19 protein-coding genes and 1 pseudogene are annotated in these 21,380 nt (G+C 61.4%); 7 read left to right on the forward strand and 13 right to left on the reverse strand.

The genetic code is table 11. The features are described 5' to 3' along the window. Positions 1–75: 75 nt before the first annotated feature. The 9 genes from ACLD1Y_RS05190 to ACLD1Y_RS05230 form a co-directional block, all read right to left on the reverse strand. The gene (locus tag ACLD1Y_RS05190) at positions 76–1,131 is read right to left on the reverse strand and encodes an AI-2E family transporter (protein ID WP_429476065.1); all 1,056 of its coding nucleotides are present in this window, start codon (positions 1,129–1,131) and stop codon (positions 76–78) included. 71 nt (positions 1,132–1,202) lie between these two features. Then, positions 1,203–2,021: a DUF4892 domain-containing protein gene (locus tag ACLD1Y_RS05195; protein WP_429476067.1), complete on the reverse strand. Its 819-nt coding sequence runs from the start codon at positions 2,019–2,021 to the stop codon at positions 1,203–1,205. A 102-nt stretch (positions 2,022–2,123) separates the two neighbouring features. Then, entirely contained in the window at positions 2,124–2,978 is an 855-nt protein-coding gene (locus ACLD1Y_RS05200) for an alpha/beta hydrolase (protein WP_429476069.1), read from the reverse strand. Then, positions 2,975–3,778 carry an alpha/beta fold hydrolase gene (locus ACLD1Y_RS05205; RefSeq protein ID WP_429476566.1) on the reverse strand — a complete coding sequence of 268 codons (804 nt, stop codon included), beginning with the start codon at positions 3,776–3,778 and terminating at the stop codon, positions 2,975–2,977. The genes ACLD1Y_RS05200 and ACLD1Y_RS05205 overlap by 4 nt, the downstream gene beginning before the upstream one ends. 97 nt (positions 3,779–3,875) lie before the next feature. After that, positions 3,876–4,319, reverse strand: coding sequence for a hotdog fold thioesterase (locus tag ACLD1Y_RS05210; protein ID WP_429476071.1), 444 nt, complete (start codon positions 4,317–4,319; stop codon positions 3,876–3,878). A gap of 30 nt (positions 4,320–4,349) precedes the next feature. After that, entirely contained in the window at positions 4,350–5,996 is a 1,647-nt protein-coding gene (locus ACLD1Y_RS05215; RefSeq protein ID WP_429476073.1) for an AMP-binding protein, read from the reverse strand. 85 nt (positions 5,997–6,081) lie between these two features. After that, a complete protein-coding gene (sixA, locus tag ACLD1Y_RS05220; RefSeq protein ID WP_429476075.1) occupies positions 6,082–6,531 on the reverse strand; it encodes a phosphohistidine phosphatase SixA in 450 nt (149 codons plus the stop codon). Then, positions 6,528–6,875, reverse strand: coding sequence for a DUF4389 domain-containing protein (locus ACLD1Y_RS05225; protein WP_429476077.1), 348 nt, complete (start codon positions 6,873–6,875; stop codon positions 6,528–6,530). Before ACLD1Y_RS05225 ends, sixA begins: the two co-directional genes overlap by 4 nt. Positions 6,876–6,885: 10 nt before the next feature. After that, positions 6,886–7,911, reverse strand: a complete 1,026-nt coding sequence (locus ACLD1Y_RS05230) for an NAD(P)H-dependent glycerol-3-phosphate dehydrogenase (protein WP_429476079.1) — start codon at positions 7,909–7,911, stop codon at positions 6,886–6,888. Between the two features lie 195 nt (positions 7,912–8,106). Here ACLD1Y_RS05230 and ACLD1Y_RS05235 point away from each other — a divergent pair, with 195 nt between their 5' ends. The 5 genes from ACLD1Y_RS05235 (at position 8,107) to fabB (ending at position 15,053) form a co-directional block, all read left to right on the forward strand. Then, positions 8,107–10,227 (forward strand): TonB-dependent receptor plug domain-containing protein, encoded by a 2,121-nt coding sequence (locus ACLD1Y_RS05235; protein ID WP_429476081.1) that lies wholly within the window; start codon positions 8,107–8,109, stop codon positions 10,225–10,227. 1 nt (position 10,228) lies between these two features. After that, complete coding sequence (locus ACLD1Y_RS05240; RefSeq protein WP_429476083.1) at positions 10,229–11,158, forward strand: ABC transporter substrate-binding protein; 930 nt, start codon at positions 10,229–10,231, stop codon at positions 11,156–11,158. After that, positions 11,155–13,056 (forward strand): ATP-binding protein, encoded by a 1,902-nt coding sequence (locus ACLD1Y_RS05245; protein WP_429476085.1) that lies wholly within the window; start codon positions 11,155–11,157, stop codon positions 13,054–13,056. The genes ACLD1Y_RS05240 and ACLD1Y_RS05245 overlap by 4 nt, the downstream gene beginning before the upstream one ends. A gap of 249 nt (positions 13,057–13,305) precedes the next feature. Beyond that, entirely contained in the window at positions 13,306–13,821 is a 516-nt protein-coding gene (gene fabA / locus ACLD1Y_RS05250; RefSeq protein ID WP_010211704.1) for a 3-hydroxyacyl-[acyl-carrier-protein] dehydratase FabA, read from the forward strand. 11 nt (positions 13,822–13,832) lie between these two features. After that, positions 13,833–15,053: a beta-ketoacyl-ACP synthase I gene (gene fabB / locus ACLD1Y_RS05255; protein ID WP_429476088.1), complete on the forward strand. Its 1,221-nt coding sequence runs from the start codon at positions 13,833–13,835 to the stop codon at positions 15,051–15,053. A gap of 188 nt (positions 15,054–15,241) precedes the next feature. On the opposite strand, the gene ACLD1Y_RS05260 is transcribed toward fabB, so the two are convergent. Continuing rightward, on the reverse strand, positions 15,242–16,105 hold the full coding sequence (locus ACLD1Y_RS05260; RefSeq protein WP_429476568.1) for a methyl-accepting chemotaxis protein: 864 nt from the start codon (positions 16,103–16,105) through the stop codon (positions 15,242–15,244). Further along, positions 16,097–16,867, reverse strand: a pseudogene (locus ACLD1Y_RS05265) (MCP four helix bundle domain-containing protein); the annotation flags it as partial. The pseudogene ACLD1Y_RS05265 and the gene ACLD1Y_RS05260, both read right to left, overlap by 9 nt. Positions 16,868–17,074: 207 nt before the next feature. Here ACLD1Y_RS05265 and ACLD1Y_RS05270 point away from each other — a divergent pair. Both ACLD1Y_RS05270 and ACLD1Y_RS05275 read left to right on the forward strand, forming a co-directional pair. Further along, positions 17,075–17,491 (forward strand): OsmC family protein, encoded by a 417-nt coding sequence (locus ACLD1Y_RS05270; protein WP_429476090.1) that lies wholly within the window; start codon positions 17,075–17,077, stop codon positions 17,489–17,491. A 64-nt stretch (positions 17,492–17,555) separates the two neighbouring features. After that, positions 17,556–18,422, forward strand: coding sequence for a pirin family protein (locus tag ACLD1Y_RS05275; RefSeq protein ID WP_429476092.1), 867 nt, complete (start codon positions 17,556–17,558; stop codon positions 18,420–18,422). Between the two features lie 109 nt (positions 18,423–18,531). On the opposite strand, the gene ACLD1Y_RS05280 is transcribed toward ACLD1Y_RS05275, so the two are convergent. Both ACLD1Y_RS05280 and htpG read right to left on the reverse strand, forming a co-directional pair. Further along, entirely contained in the window at positions 18,532–19,254 is a 723-nt protein-coding gene (locus ACLD1Y_RS05280) for a dienelactone hydrolase family protein (protein ID WP_429476094.1), read from the reverse strand. Positions 19,255–19,438: 184 nt separating this feature from the next. Further along, a complete protein-coding gene (gene htpG / locus ACLD1Y_RS05285; RefSeq protein ID WP_429476096.1) occupies positions 19,439–21,343 on the reverse strand; it encodes a molecular chaperone HtpG in 1,905 nt (634 codons plus the stop codon). Between the last annotated feature and the right edge of the window lie 37 nt (positions 21,344–21,380).

Consider the following 21,380-nt stretch of genomic DNA (forward strand, 5'->3'; position numbering starts at 1 on the left):
TGGATCAGTCACCCAATCAGTTGACTGACACTCCGCCTTCGCGAGCAAGCCCGCTCCCACATTGACCGAGACCTTTCAGTTGTTTTCCCGACGCCCCTGGGCCTGGGTCGCACTCCAATCCATCAACAGGCTATACGCCACCGCCAGCAAGGTCGGGCCGATAAACAGACCGATGAACCCAAACGCGATCAACCCGCCAAACACCCCCAGCAGCACGATCACCAGCGGCAGGTTGCCGCCACGGCTGATCAGGTACGGCTTGAGCACGTTGTCCACGCCGCTGATGATGAATGTGCCCCAGACACCCAGGAACACCGCGTAGGTGTAGTCGCCCTTCCAGGCCAGCCAGGCCGTGGCCGGAATCCACACCAATGGCGGGCCCATGGGGATCAGGCTGAGCAGGAAGGTCACAATCCCCAGCACCAGCGCGCCCGGCACGCCGGCGATCAGGAAGCCAATCAGCGCCAGCAGGGCCTGGGCGGCGGCGGTGCCGATCACGCCGTTGACCACCCGTTGCACGGTGCCAGCCACCAGTTCGATGTAATAGCCAGCACGTTCGCCGATCAAGCGCTCCAGCAAACGATGCACAAACATCGCCAGGCGCGGACCGTCGCGGTAGAAGAAGAACACGAACACTAGGCTCAGGGTCAGTTCGAGGATACCGCCGCCGATCTGCGCACTGCGCGCCAACAGCCAATTGCCCACCTGGCCCAGGTAGGGTTTGAGCGTGACCATCAACGCCGCGCCCTGCTGGTCGATGCTGTTCCACATCGCTACCAGGCGCTCGCCGACAAACGGAATCGAGCCGAGCCAACTGGGTGCCTCGGGTAAGCCATCGACCTGGATATCCTTGATCAACGCAACGGCGTCGCGCACATGGTCCGCCAGGTTGAAGCCCAACCACACCAGTGGCACCGCCACCAGCAACATCCAGCCCAGGGTCAGGATGCCAGCCGCCAGGGACTCTCGGCCGCCCAGCCCGCGGGTGAGCAGGCGCATCAGTGGCCAACTGGCAAACGCCAGCACCGCCCCCCAGAACAGCGCCGACCAGAACGGCGCCATCACCCAGAAGCTGGCACCAAACAGCACCAGCAGCAGGATTTGCACCAGCAGGCGATCGTTATTGAGCATGGGGGTTCTCGAGAAGAAGACTTAGGAAGACAGCTTAGGCGAACGGCGCGGGTCCGTTCGCCCGGTGACGCTTAGCGTATCAGATGCAGGTGCAGGCCTTTGGCATCGCCTGTGCCGGTTTCCATGCGCGCAGCGCGCACACCACTGTCGATCAGGCCTTGGCGCCAGGCTTCGGCAGTAGGCCCGGTCAAGCTCACGCGCAAGGTGGCGTCGAGGTTCAAGCCACGAGAGATCAGGGTCAACCACGTCGCATCAGGCTCGCCGCCCAGGGCCGGGAAATCCAACTCACCGGTACTTTTGAGCTCGCGCAGCAAGGTCGCCGATGTGGGCAACAAGTCGCCCAGTGGCGCGCTGGCGTCCAGTTGCTCCACATGCAGATAGGCGCGGCGGTTGCCACGGGTGATGCCGTAAAGCGCCACCAGGGAGTTGTCCTGCGGCGTGGCCTGGCGCAAAAGCAGGTATTCCTGCTGGCCATCGGCACCTACGAGCTTGGCGTTGCCGAACACCTCATTGGCCCACAGACTGCTTTCCCCGCAATCACGGGCCTGGCACCAGAACAGCAGTTGCGCGCCTTTGGCCTGCAACGCTTCGCGCGTCGCGGTGAATGCGGTGCTGGAGCTGTGCTCGGGAGGTAGTTCATAGGTGATGGCAGTGGTTTGGCCCCTTGCGGTGGCCTGGCCTTCGGAGCGCAACTGGCCGCTGATCTTGCGGATGGCGCCCATGGGGTAGATACGTTCTTTTTCTTCGGCGGGGCGGTAGTCGACGATTTGCGCGTCGACCTGGCGGGCCACGGCGGGCAGGTCCTGGCTACCCGGTACGTCGGCGGCGAACACCAATGGGCTCAGCAGGCTGAGGCCCAGGACACGGATACATCCGTTACGCACGCTCATAAGATCAACGAGCCCTGGCCAATGGAGGTCGCAGCGATGTTGAGTTTGTTCATGGTTGACTCCCTTTCAATCCGCCCAGCCTCGGCAGTTGACCCCGCCAAGTCAAGGCGTAGAGAAGAACCGATTGAAACAGTCTGCAACAAGAGCGGCACCGGGCTCGTCATTCAGGTGCAAATGATGGCCGCCTGGCAGCGTGGTCACCGTAAAGGGTAGCTGGGAAAGCAATTCGGGATGTTTCGCCAGCATGCCGTCGGCAGCCACCACCAACTGCGTAGGGCAGCCCACACGCCGCACGAAGGCCATGGCTTGTTCGTCGGTCAGACGCATCGGCGAAGCCAGGGTCAGCCGACTGTCTGTGCGCCAGGTGTAACCGCCCGGCACCGGCATCAAACCGCGCTGGGCCAGCAATTCGGCGGCTTCACGGCTGACGGCTACCAGGCCCTTCATGCGCGCCTCAATTGCGCGGTCCAACGTGTTGTAGACCGGCTTGCGCTTGTCCTGCAGGTTCAATTGCGCCTGCAAGGCCATGCCCAATCGCTCGGCCGCGTTCTCGCCGCTGGCGGTGGGCGGGATCACTCCGTCGATCAAACCCAGGTGCGTCACCCGTTGCGGCAAGGCACCGGCGAGCACCAGGGAGACGATGGCGCCGAGGGAATGGCCAAGTAATGCAAAACGTTTCCAGCCCAGTTGCTCGGCGACTTGCAGCACATCATGAACGTAATCCCACAAGGCATAACCGGCGCCAATGGGACGATGGGCCGAATGCCCATGCCCCGCCATGTCTAGGGCGACGATGCGCAGTCCCTCAAGCTTGGGCGCCAGCCGCGCAAAGCTGTTGGCGTTGTCCAGCCAACCATGCAGGGCGATCACGGGCAAACCGTTTTCGGGGCCGAACAGATGGGCTGCCAATTCAATGTGCGGCAGGCTCAGGCGCACTTCCTCGACCGGCGCGTTCATGCGCAACTGCGCTCGCGGGCTTCCCAGCGGGAGAACAGATTCTTGATCAAGGTCGCGGTGTCCTGGGGGCGTTCAAGGGGGAACATATGGCCGCCGGGCATGGTGTGCATCTCGCCCATGGGCAGGCGGTCCACACCACTGGCATGGTGACGCATCACCACCCGGCTCTGGCGGCCGCGCACCACCGCCAGCGGCACTTTCAACTGGCGCACCTGGCCGGGGCTGGTGTGGGGCACGCCACGGTAGATGCTGATTTCGGTGGCCGGGTCAAAACGCAGGCGCAAGCGGTCGCCCACTTGCTGCAAACCATGCTGCAGGTACGCGTCGAAGCATTCAGGGTCAAAGCCGCGAAACAGGGTCTTGCCGGCGAAGTAACTGCGCGCGGCAGCCAGGTCGCTGAACTCTTCACGACGGCCCAAGGTGCGGCCGGCCGGCGTCAAGCGGTCGATGAAGCCGAAGCGCTTGGCCGCACGGATTACCCAGCGATCGGCGCGGGTCAGCACCGGCGAATCGAGCATCACCACACCGCGATACAACTGCGGGCAGCGCATGGCCGCGTGCAGGTGCAGCACGCCGCCCAAGGAATGCCCCACGCCCCACACCGGTTCCGGTTGCTGCTCCAGATGGTGGATCAACTCGTCCACCAGGTTCTGCCAGTTATCATCCACCGGAAACCTGGGGTCGTGACCGTGCTGCGGCAAATGTGCCACTGCGTATTCCGGGGCCAGGGCAGCAAACAACTTGCCGTAGGTGGCCGAAGGGAACCCATTGGCGTGGGCAAAAAACACGTGCTGCGACATACCGTTACCATCTACAAAAACAGACATCGATTGTCACCACGCCTGGCCGGCACAGCAATGACTGTAACTGCCAGGAATGATGACACTCACGCCACGCCTATCGAACCGGCGGGTTCTCGCCCAGGGGCACCACCGCCATGGTCAGGCGCGACACGCAACTGGCCTTGCCGTCATCGCTGGTCAAGCGAATGTCCCACACTTGGGTGGTACGCCCGATATGGATCGCCCGCGCCACCGCCGTCACACGACCGCTGCGTACACCGCGCAGGTGATTGGCGTTGACCTCCAGGCCCACGCAATAGAACTTGCTCGGGTCGATGCACAAGTAGGCCGCCATGGAACCGATACTTTCCGCCAGCACCACCGATGCGCCGCCGTGCAACAGGCCGAAAGGCTGGTGGGTGCGATGGTCGACCACCATGCTGGCGGTCAGGGACTCGTCGTCGAAGCTTTCGAAGCGGATGTCCAGTAGTTCACCGATGGTGTTTTTCTGGATGGCATTGAGTTGTTCGATATTCGGTTCTGTGCGCCACAGGCCCATGGGGGTGTCCTTATTGGTTTTATGATGAGCCTAATCCTGCCACAGAACCGTTTCGCAACGCTCGCTCCAAGTCTGAAAATATGCACCGTAAGTCGATTCGATCACGTTGCGCTTGATCTTCAAGGTCGGCGTCAGAAAGCCGTTTTCCACCGCCCAGTTGTCCTTGACCACCACCAATTGGCGCAGGCGCTCATGCTTGTCCAGCGCCTGGTTGACCTGCTCCAGCCAGCGTTCCAGGCTGGCGCGCAACCCTGGGTCCTCACCCGCCGCCGATAACACGCACAAGCCGATGGGCGCGCTGAGGCCATCGCCCACCACGCACACCTGTTCGATGCGCGCATGTTCGGCCAGGCGGTTTTCAATCGGCGCGGGGGCCACATATTTGCCTTTGCTGGTTTTGAAGATTTCCTTGAGCCGCCCGGTGAGACGAAGGCGGCCGTCGGCGTCCTGTTCGCCCTTATCACCAGTACGCAGGAAGCCGTCTGCGGTGATGGTCTCGGCGGTTTTCTGCGGGTCCTTGAAGTAACCGAGCATGGTTGCGCCGCTGCGTACCTGCACTTCGCCCCAAGGGTCGATGCGCACTTCAACGCCGGGGCACGGCAAGCCGATCCAACCGAGGGTCTGCTGCCCAGGCCGACACACATGGGAATACCCGCAGCTCTCGGTCATGCCATACACCTCAAGCACATCCAGCCCCAGGCGTTGATACCAGCGCAACAACGCCTCGGGTACAGGCGCCGCACCAGACAGCGCAATACGCAACGCGTCCAGGCCCAGCCCTTCGAGCACCTTGTGGCCCACCCGCTTGCCGATAAAGGGCAGGCGTAACAAGGTGTCCAAGCGTTTTTGCGCAATCTTGGCGTAGACCCCCATCTGGAATTTGGTCCAGATCCGCGGCACGCCAAACAACGCGGTCGGCCGTGCCCTACGCAAATCCGTCAGAAACGTATCCAGGCTTTCGGCGAAAAATACGGTTTGACCGGTATAGATCGACGCCATCTCCACAAACATCCGTTCGGCCACATGGCACAGCGGCAGGTACGACAGCAGCCGGTCGCCCTCCCCCAGGCCAAACAATTCGGTGCCACGGGTGGCGGCAAAACCCAGGGCGCCGAAGCTGTGCATCACGCCCTTGGGCAGGCCGGTGGTGCCGGAGGTGTAGATGAGGGTGGCGAGGTCCGAGGCCGCGGGGGTGGGCTCGTCCTGGATCGGCGAACAGGCCTGCAGGTCGGCCCAGTTGAAATCGAACTGGCCCACCGGGCACAGCGGCAGGCTGATGGTCGGCACACCCGCTGGCACGCCGGGCGCCATGGCGGGCCAGTCGTCGAGCTTGCCGATAAACACCAACGCGGCCTCGGAATGGCTGAGCACATGACCCACGGAATCGGCGGTGAGGTTGGGGTACAGCGGCACCGAGACATGCCCGGCCATCCAGATCGCCAGGTCGGCGATGATCCAGTGCGCGCAATTTTTAGAAATCAGGGCAATGTGCGAGCCGTGGGGCAACTCGCGAGCGCGCAGCCAGTGCGCAGCACAACGAGCCTGGTGGCCCACTTCGCCCCACGTGAGCGGTTGCACCTCGCCACCACCGACGGGCTGGACCAGAAAGGTTTGGCGCGGATGTCGCGCTTCACGTTCGAAGAACACCTGCAACGGCAAACGAAAAGCGACGGGCATGGGACGCGCTCCTTTGTGGTCCGACGATAGCCAACCAAGCACTTGCTTGGTTGACTATATAGCACACACAAAGCGGCGATAAAGCCTACGGATTTTTCACGCCGACCAGGCTCATGAGCCCCGCCAGTGGGAAGTCCCCCTCCAACTCCGCCAGACTGGCGGTGTGCATCGGTTGCGGCTGGCGTTGATGACCATGTTGCAAAAAGCTGATCAGGCTGCCCACCAACGGCTGATGGCTGACCAGCAGCACGTTGTCATCGGTGTCGAGCTTTTCCAGCACCTGTTGCGGGTTGCACTCGGGGGTCAGCCACGGCACGGTGCGGATTTCTGGCTCAAAGCCCAACGCGTCGCGCACCAGATGCGCGGTCTGCTGCGCCCGCACATAGGGGCTGGCGATGATCGCACTAATGGGCTGGCCGATCAGGTGCGCAGCGCTGCGCAACACTTCGCCACGGCCGTGCTCGGTGAGATTACGCTCGGCATCGGTGCGGGCATGCCCTTCGGCCTCGCCGTGGCGCAGGATCCACAGCTTCACAGCTTCGGCTCTTCATCACGCGCCGGATGCGGCGCCGGTGGCACGCTGTGGGCGGCTTCGCCCTCGGGTGCACGCGGAGTTGGCCAATCGGCGAACGGCCAGGGTTTTTGCTCGGTGTGGAAACTGCCGAAGCGGCCGATCTGCGCGAGGAACTGGCTGAGGCTGTCGCCGAAGTTCATCAGGCCCAGGTTCGGCGCACTGTAGATCAGGCGGTAGATCAGTTGCACGATCACCAAGGCGCCGAGCAGGAACTGCGCCACCTGCCACACCAGGGCAAATACCAGCATCCACAGGATGCGCAACACAATGGATTCGTACTTGGGAGCTGCTTTCGGATCATTCATGGCGCGTTCCTCAGTTGAAACCGCTGGTGGAAATAAAGTCGACATCGGTTTTCGGCTCGGCACGCATCAGCAGCTCGATCACCTGGTTCAAGGTGCGCCCTTCAAACAGGATCGCGTGCAACCCGGCGACCAGCGGCATGTACACGCCGGTTTCCTGGGCCTTGGCCTTGAGCACCTTGAGGGTATTGACCCCTTCGGCCACTTCGCCCAGGCGCGTGACCGCGTCTTCCAGGCTCAAGCCCTGGCCCAAGGCAAAACCCACCTGATAGTTGCGGCTTTTTGGCGACGAGCAGGTCACGATCAGGTCGCCCACGCCCGCCAACCCCAGGAAAGTCATCGGATTGGCGCCCTGGTTCACCGCAAAGCGGGTCATCTCGGCCAAGGCGCGGGTAATCAGCATGCTCTTGGTGTTTTCACCCATGCCCAGTGCCACCGCCATGCCGGCAATGATGGCGTAGACGTTTTTCAACGCTCCGCCCAATTCGACGCCGAAGCGGTCGCTGCTGGCATAGACACGGAAGGTGCGGCCATGCAGCACCGCCTGCACGCGCTCGCACAACGCTTCGTCTTCACTGGCCACCACGGTGGCGGTCAACGCGTGCTCGGCGACTTCCCGCGCGAGGTTCGGCCCGGACAACACGCCAATACGTGCCTGCGGGGCGATCTCCTGGAGGATTTCGCTCATCAATTTGAAGGTCTGCGCCTCGATGCCCTTGGTCAGGCTGACCAGCAGCTTGCCGGCCAACAGGTCGGCATGGGGCGCCAGCACCGAGCGCAACGCGCTGGACGGCAGCGCGACAAAGCACAGATCGCAAGCGGTAAGGGTCGCCAGCAGGTCCGTGACGGGCTCGACCGCCGGATGAATCTTAATGCCTTTAAGGTAACGCGGGTTTTCCCGGTGGACCCGGATGGCTTCGGCTTGCTCGGGATCACGCATCCACTGGCGCACGCTATGGCCGTTCTCGGCCAAAAGGTTTGCCACGGCGGTACCAAAACTTCCGCCTCCCAGGACCGCAATAGGGCGCTGTTCAGTCATATGCAATCCGTTAATCCATACCAGTGGCGATGGCGGCATTATACGGAGCGACCCGCTTGCGGCCAGCCCCCGTATCAATTCACACGCTTGTCGGAAATTGCCACGCTTGTGTGAAGTAATTGCAAGTCCCACGACTGGCAAAAGGCCCCACCTCAGTTAACATGGGCGGCTATCCGCAATTATCAAGGCCGTGCCGTGTATTTGGGCCCTCCTCCCCGTTCATCCCTGTGGTTGATGTTGATGTGCAGCGCGCCCGCGCTGGCCGATGATTTATTCCTCGACAACCAGCCACTGCCCCAGGTATTGACCGCCACGCGCCTCAAGCAATCAGCCGCTGCCGTGCCTGGCAGCATGACCGTGATCGACAGCGAACTGATCAAGGCCAGCGGCGCACGGGATATCAGCGAACTACTGCGCTTGGTGCCGGGGATGATGGTCGGCTACACCACCGGCAACCAGGCGGCGGTGAACTACCACGGCACCAGCGCCAGCGACGCACGCCGCATGCAGGTGTTGATCGATGGGCGTTCGGTGTATCGCGCAGGCCTGGCCACCGTGGACTGGAGCGACATTCCAGTGGCCATGGAAGATATCGAGCGCATCGAAGTATTCCGCGGCCCCAACACCGTCAGCTACGGCGCCAATGCGTTGATGGCGGTGGTCAATATCCTTACGCGCTCGCCGGCCAACAGCCAGGGCACACGGGTCAAGGTGGTGCGTGGCGAGCGCGGTATCAATGACTTCTACGCCAGCCAGGGCGTGGGCTGGGAAACCGGCGATCTGCGCCTGTCGCTCTCCGGGCAACAGGACGATGGCTTCGACAGCGATGCCGCCGGTGCCGACCGCCGTGACAGCCGTCGTCTCAACCGTTTCAGCCTGGCGGTGAGCCAGACCCTGGACGCACAGCAGAGCATCGACTGGCAACTGGACGCGAAGGAAGGTACCAACCAGCGCCCGTATACCTACACGCCGGTATTCGCCGGGATTACCGAAGGTGGCAACAATTCTGACGTCACCGCCAAGGACTACGCCGCCTCCCTGCGCTGGAATTTCGACTTCAACCCCGACCACAGCTTGTATATCCAGGGTTCGGCCCAGCAATGGGACCGCCGGCAAATCTGGCAGGCCTGCGACGCTAAAGTCTCGTTCAGCCCGGAGTTGACCCAGTTGTGGCAACTCAACCCCAACTACGCTGAACTGCTGGCCCGGCACATGGACAAATATAGCCAAGGCTCCGCGCCCCCTGGCAGCGCTGCCGAACAAGCCCTGGCCAACCAGGTGCTGGACCAATGGCGCAACGGTGCCAACCAGAGCGTGTGCGGTGACATCGACCAGAGCACCCGCGAAAGCCGCTACGACGTAGAGATCCAGGACACCCTCAGCCTCTCCGACAGCCTGCGCCTGGTCAGCGGCCTGAACTACCGTTACGACCGCGCCGACTCCGACACCTATTTCAACGGCACCCTGGACGACAACACCTGGCGCCTGTTCGGCCAGTTGGAATGGCGCGCCACCGAACACTGGCTGCTGCAGGGCGGCGCCATGTTCGAAGACACCCGCCTGAGCGGCAGCTCGCTGACGCCACGGGTGGCGGTTAACTACTTGATCAACCCACGCCACGGCCTGCGCGCGGTGTACTCCGAGGCGATCCGCTCGCCGGACATGTTCGAGAACAACGTCAACTGGAGCTACCGCGTCACCAACCTCAGCTCCCCGGCCTATGGGCAGACCTCCGGGCAGTATTTCGTGAAGACCCGTGGCCCGGGCAACCTCGACAAAGAGCTGATGAAATCCCGGGAACTGGGCTACAACGGCTTCTTTGCCGACCTCGGGTTGAACATGGACGTGAAGCTGTTCTATGACGAAATCACCGACATGATCAGCTCACCCCTGCGCAATAACCAGTACATTGCCAGCAACGCCAACAGCTCGCGGTTCACCGGTGCCGAATCCCAGTTCGACTGGCGTGTGAGCAACGCCGACCGCCTGCGGCTCACCTATGCTTACGTCGACGCCACCACCAGCAATCCTCTGGACAAACTGCAGACCGCGCGCAACAGTGGCTCGGCCGGCTGGCTGCGTGAATGGGGGCAAGGCTGGTCCAGCGCGTTGTTCTACTATGGCGACGACGCGCTCAACCAATATCGCTTCGAACGGGTCGACCTGCGGGTGGCCAAGCGCATTGCCCTGGGCAAAGCCAACGTGGAGCTGGCCGGCATGTTGCAACAACGTCTCGATCACCAGCCCACCACCTGGGCCGATAACAATTATGACCATCGCCACGTACTCTATTTCAGCGCGGAGTTAGAGTTCTGACATGGGCGCCCCGTCACGGATGACCTTCTTCTTTATCTACACCCTCTGGCGACGCGCCGGGCTGCTGGTGTGCCTGTTGCTGGCCACACCGGCATGGAGCGCCGAGATCCTGCTGACCGCCGCCGAAGACGGTGCCGGGGTGCAGGCCTTTACTCTGGCCCTGGCCGAGCAACGTCCCGAGGACCGCGTGACCTTCACCGCCCTCAAGAACTTGCCGGCGCCAAGCCGTCTGCCAGCGACGACGCGCCTGATCCTGCTGGACCTGCCGGGCCTGGACTGGCGCCTGCAAGACACCCAGGGCCCACCGACCCTGGTATTGCGTATCAGCCGGCTCCAGGCCCAGCAGCGCCTGGGGAACACCCCGCACGCACACATCAGCCTGCTCTGGAGCGACCCGCCACTGGACCGCCAACTGCGCCTGATCGCCCACATCCTGCCCCAGGCGCAGCGCATCGGTGTGCTCTACGGTGCAGAGAGTGAGTTCCTGCTGCCTGAACTGCGCCAATTTGCCGGCCCCATGGGCTTGGAAATCGTGCCCCAGCGCTGGGACAGCATTAATGACAGCCGCCCGCTGCAAAGCCTGTTCAGGAACAGCGACGTCTTGCTCGGCCTCGATGACCCCCAGTTGTACAACCCGAAAACCGCGAAGAACCTGTTGCTGAGCAGCTACGCCCAGCAATTGCCCCTGGTGGGGCCCAATGCAGGATTCGTGCGGGCCGGCAGCCTGGCCAGCACCTACAGCGACCAGGCCGACTGGCTGGCCGTGCTGGATCGCCTGTTGGACCACCCGCCCGCCAACTGGCCGCGCTCGTTGTACCCGGAACACTTCAAAGTGGTGGGCAACCCGCAAGTTGCACGCTCACTGGGGATCGAACAGGTAGACGAAGCCAGCGTCGCCGCCCGATTGGCCGAAGGAGAAAAACGCCCATGACCTTGCGTCGACGTTGGGATATCAACACCCGCACCCAGCTCATCACCTTGGGCCCGGCGCTGTTGTTGACCTTGTTGTTGATCAGCTTCTTCACCTTCGTGCGCATCCAGGATTTGCGCCAGGAGTTGGACCACACCGGCCAATTGATCGCCAACCAACTGGCCCCCGCCACCGAATACGGGGTGATCTCCGGCAACAACGATGTGCTCGAAAGCCTGCTGCGCGCCACCCTGGCCACGCCTCACGTGCGTTTCCTGGAGATTCAGGACAGCAGCGAGAACATTCTGGTCTACGTCGAACAGCCGTCGGAAAAACATGACCGCTCGCTGTCGGTCAAAGTGTTCCAAGCGCCGATCCGCCTGCAACACATCCAACTGGGCAATGACTTTTTCCAGGACAACCTCAACGAACCCAAGGCTCCCCGCGCCGAGTACCTGGGCCGGGTGATCGTCGGCATGTCCAACGACGCGTTCAGCCAGCGCCAGCAGGAGATCCTGTTCAAGGCCGGCATCCTCGCGCTGTTTGCCCTGCTGTTCACCTTTTTACTGGCCCGGCGCCTGGCGGCCAGCCTGTCGCAACCCATCAGCGCCATGGGCAACGCGGTAAAGGCGATCCAACAGGGCGACTACAAGACGCCGCTGCCGATCGTAGATGACTCGGAGCTGGGCGACCTGTCGCGGCATATCAACAACCTCGCCGAAGGCCTCAACCAGGCCAGCCGCGAACAACACCAAGCCATGGCCCAACTGATCCAGACCCGCGAAGAGGCCGAGCGCGCCAACAACGCCAAGTCCGATTTCCTGGCAATGATGAGCCACGAGTTGCGCACCCCGATGAACGGCGTGCTGGGCATGCTGCAATTGCTGGAAACCACCGAGATGACCGAGGAGCAGACCGAATACGCGGCACTGGCCTCCGAATCCACCGAGCATTTGCTCAAGGTGATCAACGACATCCTCGACTTCTCGCGCATCGAACGCGCAGCGCTGGAGCTGGAGCATATTCCGTTCAACCTGGCCGACCTGATCAACAGCTGCGCCCAAGCCTTCCAGCACAGCGCGCAACAACGTGGCCTGGCGCTCAAGCTGTCGATACCGTCGGGCCTGGAGACGTTGCGGGTCCAGGGTGACCCCACCCGCATCCGGCAGATCCTGGTGAACCTGATCGGCAATGCGCTCAAATTTACCGAGCACGGCACCGTCACCGTCGAGCCCCAGTGGCAGACCCTGGACCATGAACTGGTGTGGTTCACCTGCACCGTGCGCGATAGCGGCATCGGTATTTCTGCCGAGCGCCTGGAATTGATGTTCGACGCGTTCCAGCAGGCCGACAGTTCCATTTCAAGACGTTACGGCGGCACTGGCCTGGGCTTGCCCATCGCCCGCACTCTGGCCGAACGCATGGGCGGCACGCTGCGCGCCCAGAGCGAAGAAGGCCGGGGTTCGGTGTTTACCCTGGAGATTCCGCTGGCCATTGACCAGCACGTCGTGCCGACGATCACCCTGGACGCCGAGGGCAAAGGCAGCGCGGGCAATGGTCGCCATGTATTGCTGGTGGAAGACAACCCGGTCAACCGCACGGTCGTCGAAGCCATGCTGCGCAGCCTGGGCTTTGAAGTGAGCCTGGCCACTGATGGCGCCGAAGCGATCCGCAGCGCCGAGAGCCTGATTTTCACGGCAATCCTTATGGATTGCCGCCTGCCACTGATCGACGGCTACGAAGCCACCCGGCAGATTCGCCAATTGCCCGGCTGCGCCGACCTGCCGATCATCGCGCTGACCGCCAATGCCTTGCAGGGCGACCGCGAAGCCTGCCTGGCAGCGGGCATGAATGATTACCTGGCCAAGCCGTTCAAACGCACCGATTTGCAGCAAATTCTGCAGCGCTGGGTGCAATAGCGCCGCGCCATCAGCCAACTCCGACTGGCGTGAAAGGCGAAAGTGCGGCAGTCTTAGGCACCCGAACGGGCCGATAAACAGGCCCGGTTTAAAATTTCAGTGAACAAGTGTACATTCAGTGCCTTGCCGCTGTGACTTTCACTACAACGCAATAGTCTATGTGTAGGCTGCTGACATGAGGCATGAACGCTTCAGTCGGTTCGGGAAGATTTACCCTACCCTGCCGCATGGGATTATTGAGGAGCTCGCATGACCAAACAAAACGCCTTTACTCGGGAAGACCTGCTGCGCTGCAGTCGCGGTGAGCTGTTCGGCCCAGGTAACGCGCAACTGCCCGCCCCAAATATGCTGATGGTGGATCGCATCACCCATATCAGCGAAGAGGGTGGCAAGTACGGCAAAGGTGAATTGGTCGCCGAGCTGGATATCACCCCGGACCTGTGGTTCTTCGCCTGCCATTTCGAAGGCGACCCTGTGATGCCAGGCTGCCTGGGCCTCGACGCCATGTGGCAACTGGTCGGCTTCTTCCTCGGCTGGCAAGGCCTGCCGGGCCGCGGTCGCGCCCTGGGTTCGGGCGAAGTGAAGTTCTTTGGCCAGGTCCTGCCGACCGCCAAGAAAGTCACCTACAACATTCAGATCAAGCGCGTCCTCAAGGGCAAGTTGAACCTGGCCATCGCCGATGGTTCGGTGAGCGTCGACGGTCGCGAGATCTATACTGCCGAAGGCCTTCGGGTCGGCGTATTCACTTCCACTGACAACTTTTAAGGGTTATCCGCATGCGCCGCGTCGTTATCACTGGTCTGGGCATCGTTTCTTGCCTGGGCAATGACAAAGAGACCGTCACCGCTAACCTGCGTGCAAGTCGCCCTGGCATCCGCTTCAACCCGGAATATGCCGAAATGGGTCTGCGTAGCCAGGTTTCCGGCTCCATCGACCTGCCCCTCGAAGAACTGATTGATCGCAAGATCTACCGCTTCGTCGGCCACGCTGCCGCCTACGCCTACCTGGCCATGAAAGACGCCATCGCCGACTCCGGCCTGAGCGAAGAGCAGGTTTCCAACGTACGCACCGGCCTGATCGCCGGCTCCGGCGGCGCATCCACCCTGAACCAGATGGAAGCGCTGGACATCCTGCGCGAAAAAGGCGTGAAGCGCGTTGGCCCGTACCGTGTAACGCGGACCATGGGCAGCACCGTTTCGGCCTGCCTGGCCACGCCATTTGCCATCAAGGGCGTGAACTACTCGATCTCCTCGGCTTGCGCCACCAGTGCTCACTGCATCGGTACTGCGGTTGAGCAGATCCAACTGGGCAAGCAGGACATCGTGTTCGCCGGCGGCGGTGAAGAAGAACATTGGAGCCAGTCGTTCCTGTTCGACGCCATGGGCGCACTGTCCACCCAGTACAACGAGACCCCGGAAAAAGCCTCCCGCGCCTACGACGCCAAGCGTGACGGTTTCGTCATCGCCGGCGGTGGCGGCATGGTGGTGGTCGAGGAGCTGGAACACGCTCTGGCCCGTGGTGCCAAGATCTACGCGGAAATCGTTGGCTACGGCGCGACGTCCGATGGCTACGACATGGTTGCACCAAGCGGTGAAGGCGCTATCCGCTGCATGCAGATGGCAATGTCCACCGTGAATACCCCAATCGACTACCTGAACACCCACGGCACCTCGACTCCGGTCGGCGACGCCAAGGAAATGGAAGGCGTGCGTGCGGTATTCGGCGCCAAGGCCCCAGCCATCAGCTCCACCAAGAGCCTGTCGGGTCACTCCCTGGGCGCCGCTGGCGTTCACGAAGCGATCTACTGCCTGCTGATGATGGAAGGCAACTTCATCGCCGGCTCGGCCAACATCGATGAACTGGACCCAGCTGTCGCTGACATGCCGATCCAGCTCAAGACCGTTGAAAACGCCAAGATCGACACCGTGATGAGCAACAGCTTCGGCTTCGGTGGCACTAACGCCACCCTGGTACTGAAACGCTGGCAGGGCAAGTAAGGCCTGTAGCTTGATCGCATGAAAAAGCCCCGACTGGTTCGGGGCTTTTTTATGGGCGGATGGATTTGAGACCGAGTCGCCTGCTTCGCGAGCAAGCCCGCTCCCACATTTGACCGCATTCCAAAGGATGTACTCGGTCAAGTGTGGGAGCGGGCTTGCTCGCGAAAGGGCCAACCCAATTCCAAGCCCTACACCGAAAACCGCGCCACCATGCTATTGAGCCCCACCGCCAACCGCGACAACTCCTGGCTCGCCGCACTGGTCTGGTTCGCCCCGGTCGACGTCTGATGAGCCAAATCGCGAATGTTCATCAAATTTCGATCCACCTCCCGCGCCACCGCCGCCTGTTGCTCCGACGCACTGGCGATCACCAGGTTGCGCTCATTGATCAAGGTAAACGCCGACGCAATCGCCTCCAGCGCGGTGCCTGCCGACTTGGCGATCTCCAGCGTGGCATGTGCCCGCGTGTTGCTCTGCTGCATCGAGCTGACCGCCTGATCAGTCCCCTGTTGAATCCCGCTGATCATCAACTCGATTTCCTGGGTTGACTGCTGGGTGCGATGGGCCAGGGCCCGCACTTCATCAGCCACCACCGCAAAGCCGCGCCCGGCATCCCCGGCGCGCGCCGCTTCAATGGCCGCGTTCAACGCCAGCAGGTTGGTCTGTTCGGCAATCGAGCGAATCACGTCCAACACCTTGCTGATGCCATACACCTTCTGCGCCAAGTCCCCGACCTGATTGGCATTGGCCGTCACATCCAAGGCCAGCGCCTGGATCGACACCACGGTCTGCTGCACTTGGTCACGCCCCTGCTGGGCAATACGGTCGGATTCACGCGAAGCCTGAGAGGTGGCCACGGCATTGCTCGCCACCTCCTCCACCGCTGCCGTCATCTGGTTGACCGCCGTGGCCGCCTGTTCGATTTCCTGGTTCTGCTGGTACAGGCCACGGGTGGCATCTTCGGTGACACAACTGAGCTCTTCGGAGGCAGAGGCCAATTGGTTCGAGGATTCAGCGATCTGCCGGATGGTATCGCGCAGGTTCTCCTGCATGCCCTTGAGCGCTTGCTGCAAGCGCGCAGGCTCATCCTTGCCGGTGATGCTAATCTCACCGGTCAGATCACCACTGGCCACGCCCTGGGCGACTTTGAGCGATTGAGCCAAGGGCAGCACGATGCTGCGGGTCAGCCACACCGCCAAGCCAATGGTGATCAGTGCCGTCAATATGATCATGCCCACCACCCAACTGCGCGACTGGCTGAACACGCTCTGTGCCAGGTTCGCGGCTTGATTGGCATTGGCTTTGTTGAGGTTGACCAGGTCGTGCAGGGTGGTGGCCATTTCATCGGCGAGCTGGTTCATCTCTCCGTTGACTACCTTGATGGCGTCTTCGAGCTGATTGGCCTTGGAAAACCCCATGACCTGCTCCTGGCGTTGCAGGTATTGCTGCTCCTGGGCCTTGAAGCGGTCGAACAGCGCGCGCTCCTCCGGCAGCACGATCAACGCTTCGTAGAGGCTTTGGGCGTTGTGCAGGCCGTTTTTGAGGTCGCCGAGCTTTTGCTCATTCTGCGCCAGCGCCTGGGGATCGCGGTTGACCAGCAAGCGCAGCGTGAGTGCGCGCACCCGCAACAGGTCCTGGCTCATTTCCCCCACTGCCATCACGCTGGGCAGCCAGTTGTTTTCCACCTGGTCCGACTGCTGGCGCATATTGGCCATCTGCAACAGCGCAAAGCCGCCCAGGGCGAACACCATCAACGCCAGCACGCCAAACCCTAACCCTGCGCGCGGGGCGATGTTCAAACTTCTGATACTCATGCCTTGGCTCCTTCCAAATGCGCTGCATCCATTTGCAGCTGGCTCCTGAAAGGTATCGGCCCGTGCGCCACTTTGCGTAAGACGAAAACGCGATATAAACCCCTAACACAATCGCGACGAAACTGATTGTAGAAAACATGGAACACCCGATCGCACCCATGCTCTATAACTGCATAACCTTCATCCTGCCCCCTTGTGAGGTTCGCCATGCCCGTTACCGTGAACACCCTGAACCACGACAACTTCCGCCACAGCGTGAATATCAACCACCACGAGCTGTTCACCGACCTGCCCAAGAGCCTGGGTGGCGACGACTCGGCGCCCTCCCCCCATGACTATTTCGACGCCGCCCTGGCTTCGTGCAAGGCGCTGACCGTCAAACTGTACGCCCAGAAGAAGGACATCCCCCTCACCGGCGTGACCGTGGAAGTCACCCACGACAGCACCGAGGAGCAAAAAGGCAAATACAAGCTCAACGTCAAGCTGACCCTCAAAGGCGTGCTAACCGACGCACAGCGCGATGAGCTGCACCGCGTCGCCGATCGCTGCCCAGTACACAAGCTGATGACCACCGCCGACGTCACCATCGAAACCAAACTGTCGGAAGGCGCCTTCAGCCAATAGCACCAACCTCCCGTCGAGCGGGTTATGCTCAGCACCCGTCAACCCGCTCAGACAGGGACGCACCATGACCACCCTCACCGTGATCCGCCCTCGCCCCGAAGAGGTCGAAGGCCAACCGATCCTGCGCCCACTGCCCTCGCGAGAATGCCGCAGCGTTGGGCCCTTTGTGTTTTTCGACCATATGCTGCTCACCCACTATGCGCCGGGCAGCGGCATGAATATCCGCCAACACCCGCATATCGGCCTCTCCACCCTCACCTACCTGTTCGAAGGCGCCTTACAGCACAAGGACAGCCTCGGCTCCGACCAGGTGGTTGAGGCCGGTGACGTGAGCTGGATGACCGCCGGCAGCGCGATTGCCCACGTCGAGCGTACGCCCGAGGCGCTCAAGGCCAGCGGATTCAGCCTGCACGGCCTGCAAGTGTGGCTGGCCTCGCCCCAGGATCACGAAGCGGGGCCTGGGCACTACAGCCATCACCCAGCGGCGAGCCTGCCGGTCAGTGACAACCTGGGGGTGCAGATCCGCCTGATTGCCGGTGATGGTTTCTGCCTTAAGTCTTCGGTGCCGGTGCTGTCACCTACGTTATATGCCGAAGTGCACATGCAAACGGCCACGACGCTGCTGATCCCCGATGAGCATGAGGAACGCGCGGTGTATGTGCTGGACGGTGAGGCGCAGTTGGATGGCGAGCCGCTGGAAGTCCACAGTCTGGTGGTCTTGCCGGCGGGACAGGAGATGGCGCTGTTTGCCGAAACCGATTGCCATCTGGTGGTGTTCGGCGGGGCGCCGCTGGATGGGCCGCGAAGGATCAATTGGAATTTTGTGGCGAGCGATCCGGCGGTGATCGAACAAGCGCGGCAGCGCTGGGCGGCGGGGGATTGGCCGAAGGTGCCGGGTGAAACAGACAGGATTGAGTTGCCTGTGAGATAGCATTCGCGAGCAAGCCCGCTCCCACATTCAACCGCGTTTATTCTGAACAAATACGGTCGAATGTGGGAGCGGGCTTGCTCGCGAAGAGGCCATAACAGACGCTAAAGCTTTAGCCCCCGAACACTTCATCCAACAAATCATGCATCGCCTTGAACGCCCGCTTGGCGGTGTTGGCGTCGTACATCATCTTGCCCGGCACATTGGCGTGGGGGTCGGTAAACGAATGCACGGCACCGCCAAAGCTGTGCAATTGCCAATCCACACCGGCAGCGTTCATTTCTTCTTCAAACGCAGGCAACTGCTCTCTCGGCACCAATGGGTCGGATGCACCGTGCAGCACCAGCACTGAACCCTTGACGTTTTTCGCGCCTGCCGGGTTCTGGGTGTCGATGGTGCCGTGGAACGAAACGGCGGCCTTCAACGGCGCGCCGGTACGTGCCAGCTCCAGCGAGCAGAAGCCGCCAAAGCAGAAACCAAAGGTCGCCAGCTTCGCGGTATCCACCTCGGCCTGGCCTTGCAGTTGCTCAAAGGCCGCCTGCATAAGCTTGAGCAGCTTAGGGTTGTCATTCTTCAACGGCATCATCGCCGCGCCGGCTTCATCGCCATTCGACGGGCGTACGATTTGCCCATACAGGTCGGCGATCAGCACCACATAGCCTTTGCTGGCCACGCTCTTGGCGATCTCTTCGGCACCCGCACTCACCCCCATCCAGTTCGGCGCCATCAACAGGCCAGGCAGCGGGCCCTTGTGGTTGGCATCGAACGCCAGGCGGCTTTCATAGGACTGGCCATCAATCTGATAGACCACGGAACGCACAGTGACTTGGCTCATCATTTACTCCAGTTGAGGTGCACATCATCCCACCTGTAGGAGCGAGCTTGCTCGCGAAAAACGTCCAGTCGACGCGTTGAACCAGCATGCCCGCGTTAGCGTTGACGACCTTCGCGCGCAAGCTCGCTCCTACAGGGGGGCCAGAACGAAAAAGCCCGCCGAAGCGGGCTTTTCTACAACGGTGTCAGACCGACAGTTCAACCAACAGCTTGTTCAGGCGGCGCACGTAGGCGGCCGGGTCTTTCAGGCTGTCGCCAGCGGCCAGGGCCGCTTGGTCGAAGAGGATGTGCGACAGGTCGCCAAAGCGACCCTCATTCTGCTCGCCATCGAGTTTCTCGATCAGCGGGTGAGCCGGGTTGAATTCGAAGATCGGCTTGGAGTCCGGAACCTTCTGGCCGCTGGCTTCAAGGATCTGGCGCATCTGCATGCCCAGGTCCTGCTCGCCGATGGCCAAAATCGCTGGGGAATCGGTCAGGCGGTGGGAAACCCGCACTTCACTGACCGCATCGCCCAAGGACGCCTTGATCCGCTCAACCAGGCCTTCTTTGGCCTTGGCGACTTCTTCGGCTTCTTTCTTCTCTTCTTCGGAGTCCAGGTTACCCAGGTCCAGGTCACCACGGGCCACGTCAACGAAGGACTTGCCGTCGAATTCGTTGAGGTAGCTCATCAGCCACTCGTCGATACGGTCGGTGAGCAGCAGCACTTCGATGCCTTTCTTGCGGAAGACTTCCAGGTGCGGGCTGTTCTTGACCTGAGCGTAGGTTTCGCCGGTCAGGTAGTAGATCTTGTCTTGGCCTTCCTTGGCGCGTGCCAGGTACTCGGCCAGGGCCACCACTTGCTCGCCGTCGTCACCCAGGGTAGAGGCAAAACGCAGCAGGCCGGCGATCTTTTCCTTGTTGGCGAAATCTTCGGCAGGGCCTTCTTTCATCACCTGGCCGAAGTTTTTCCAGAAGCCTTTGTATTGCTCAGGCTCGTTCTTCGCCAGTTTTTCCAGCATGTCGAGTACGCGCTTAGTCAGCGCCGACTTCATCGAGTCGATGATCGGGTCTTTCTGCAGGATTTCCCGCGACACGTTCAGCGACAGGTCGTTGGAGTCGACCACACCCTTGATAAAACGCAGGTAAAGCGGCAGGAAGGATTCTGCCTGGTCCATCACGAACACGCGCTGCACGTAAAGCTTGAGGCCCTTCGGCGCTTCACGCTGGTACAGGTCAAACGGAGCACGCGCCGGCACGTAGAGCAACGAGCTGTATTCCAGCTTGCCTTCGACCTTGTTGTGGCTCCAGCTCAGCGGGTTTTCGTAATCGTGACCGATGTGTTTGTAGAACTCCTGGTATTCCTCGTCCTTGATCTCGGTACGCGGACGGGTCCACAGAGCGCTGGCGCGGTTGACGGTTTCCCATTCCAGCGCAGGCTGCTCCTCGCCTTCAACGGCTGCCTGTTCTTTTGGCAGTTCGATCGGCAAAGCGATGTGGTCGGAGTATTTCTTGATGATGTTACGCAGGCGGTAACCGTCGGCGAATTCGCTTTCACCTTCTTTGAGGTGCAACACGATGCGAGTGCCACGGTCAGCCTTGTCGATGGTGGCGATTTCAAACTCGCCCTCACCTTTGGAAGACCAGTGCACACCTTCGCTGGCAGGCTGGCCGGCGCGACGGCTGAACACTTCAACCTTGTCGGCGACGATAAAGGCCGAGTAGAAGCCCACACCGAACTGGCCGATCAGGTGCGAGTCTTTCTTCTGGTCGCCCGACAGGTTTTTCATGAAGTCAGCGGTGCCGGATTTGGCGATGGTACCCAGGTGGGTAATCGCGTCTTCACGGCTCATGCCGATACCGTTGTCTTCGAGGGTGACGGTGTTGGCGTCTTTGTCGAAGCTCACGCGGATTTTCAGTTCGGCGCCACCTTCCAGCAACTCAGGCTTGGACAGGGCTTCGAAACGTAATTTGTCGACAGCGTCAGAGGCGTTCGAGATCAATTCGCGAAGGAAGATTTCCTTGTTGGAATACAGCGAATGGATCATGAGGTGCAGCAGTTGCTTCACCTCGGTCTGGAAGCCCAGGGTTTCCTTTTGAGTTTCCACGCTCATGGTCATCAAACTCCAATTGGATGGCAGTGGCCGCCCC

Source organism: Pseudomonas sp. 18175 (assembly GCF_050432925.1).
Classification (GTDB): domain Bacteria; phylum Pseudomonadota; class Gammaproteobacteria; order Pseudomonadales; family Pseudomonadaceae; genus Aquipseudomonas.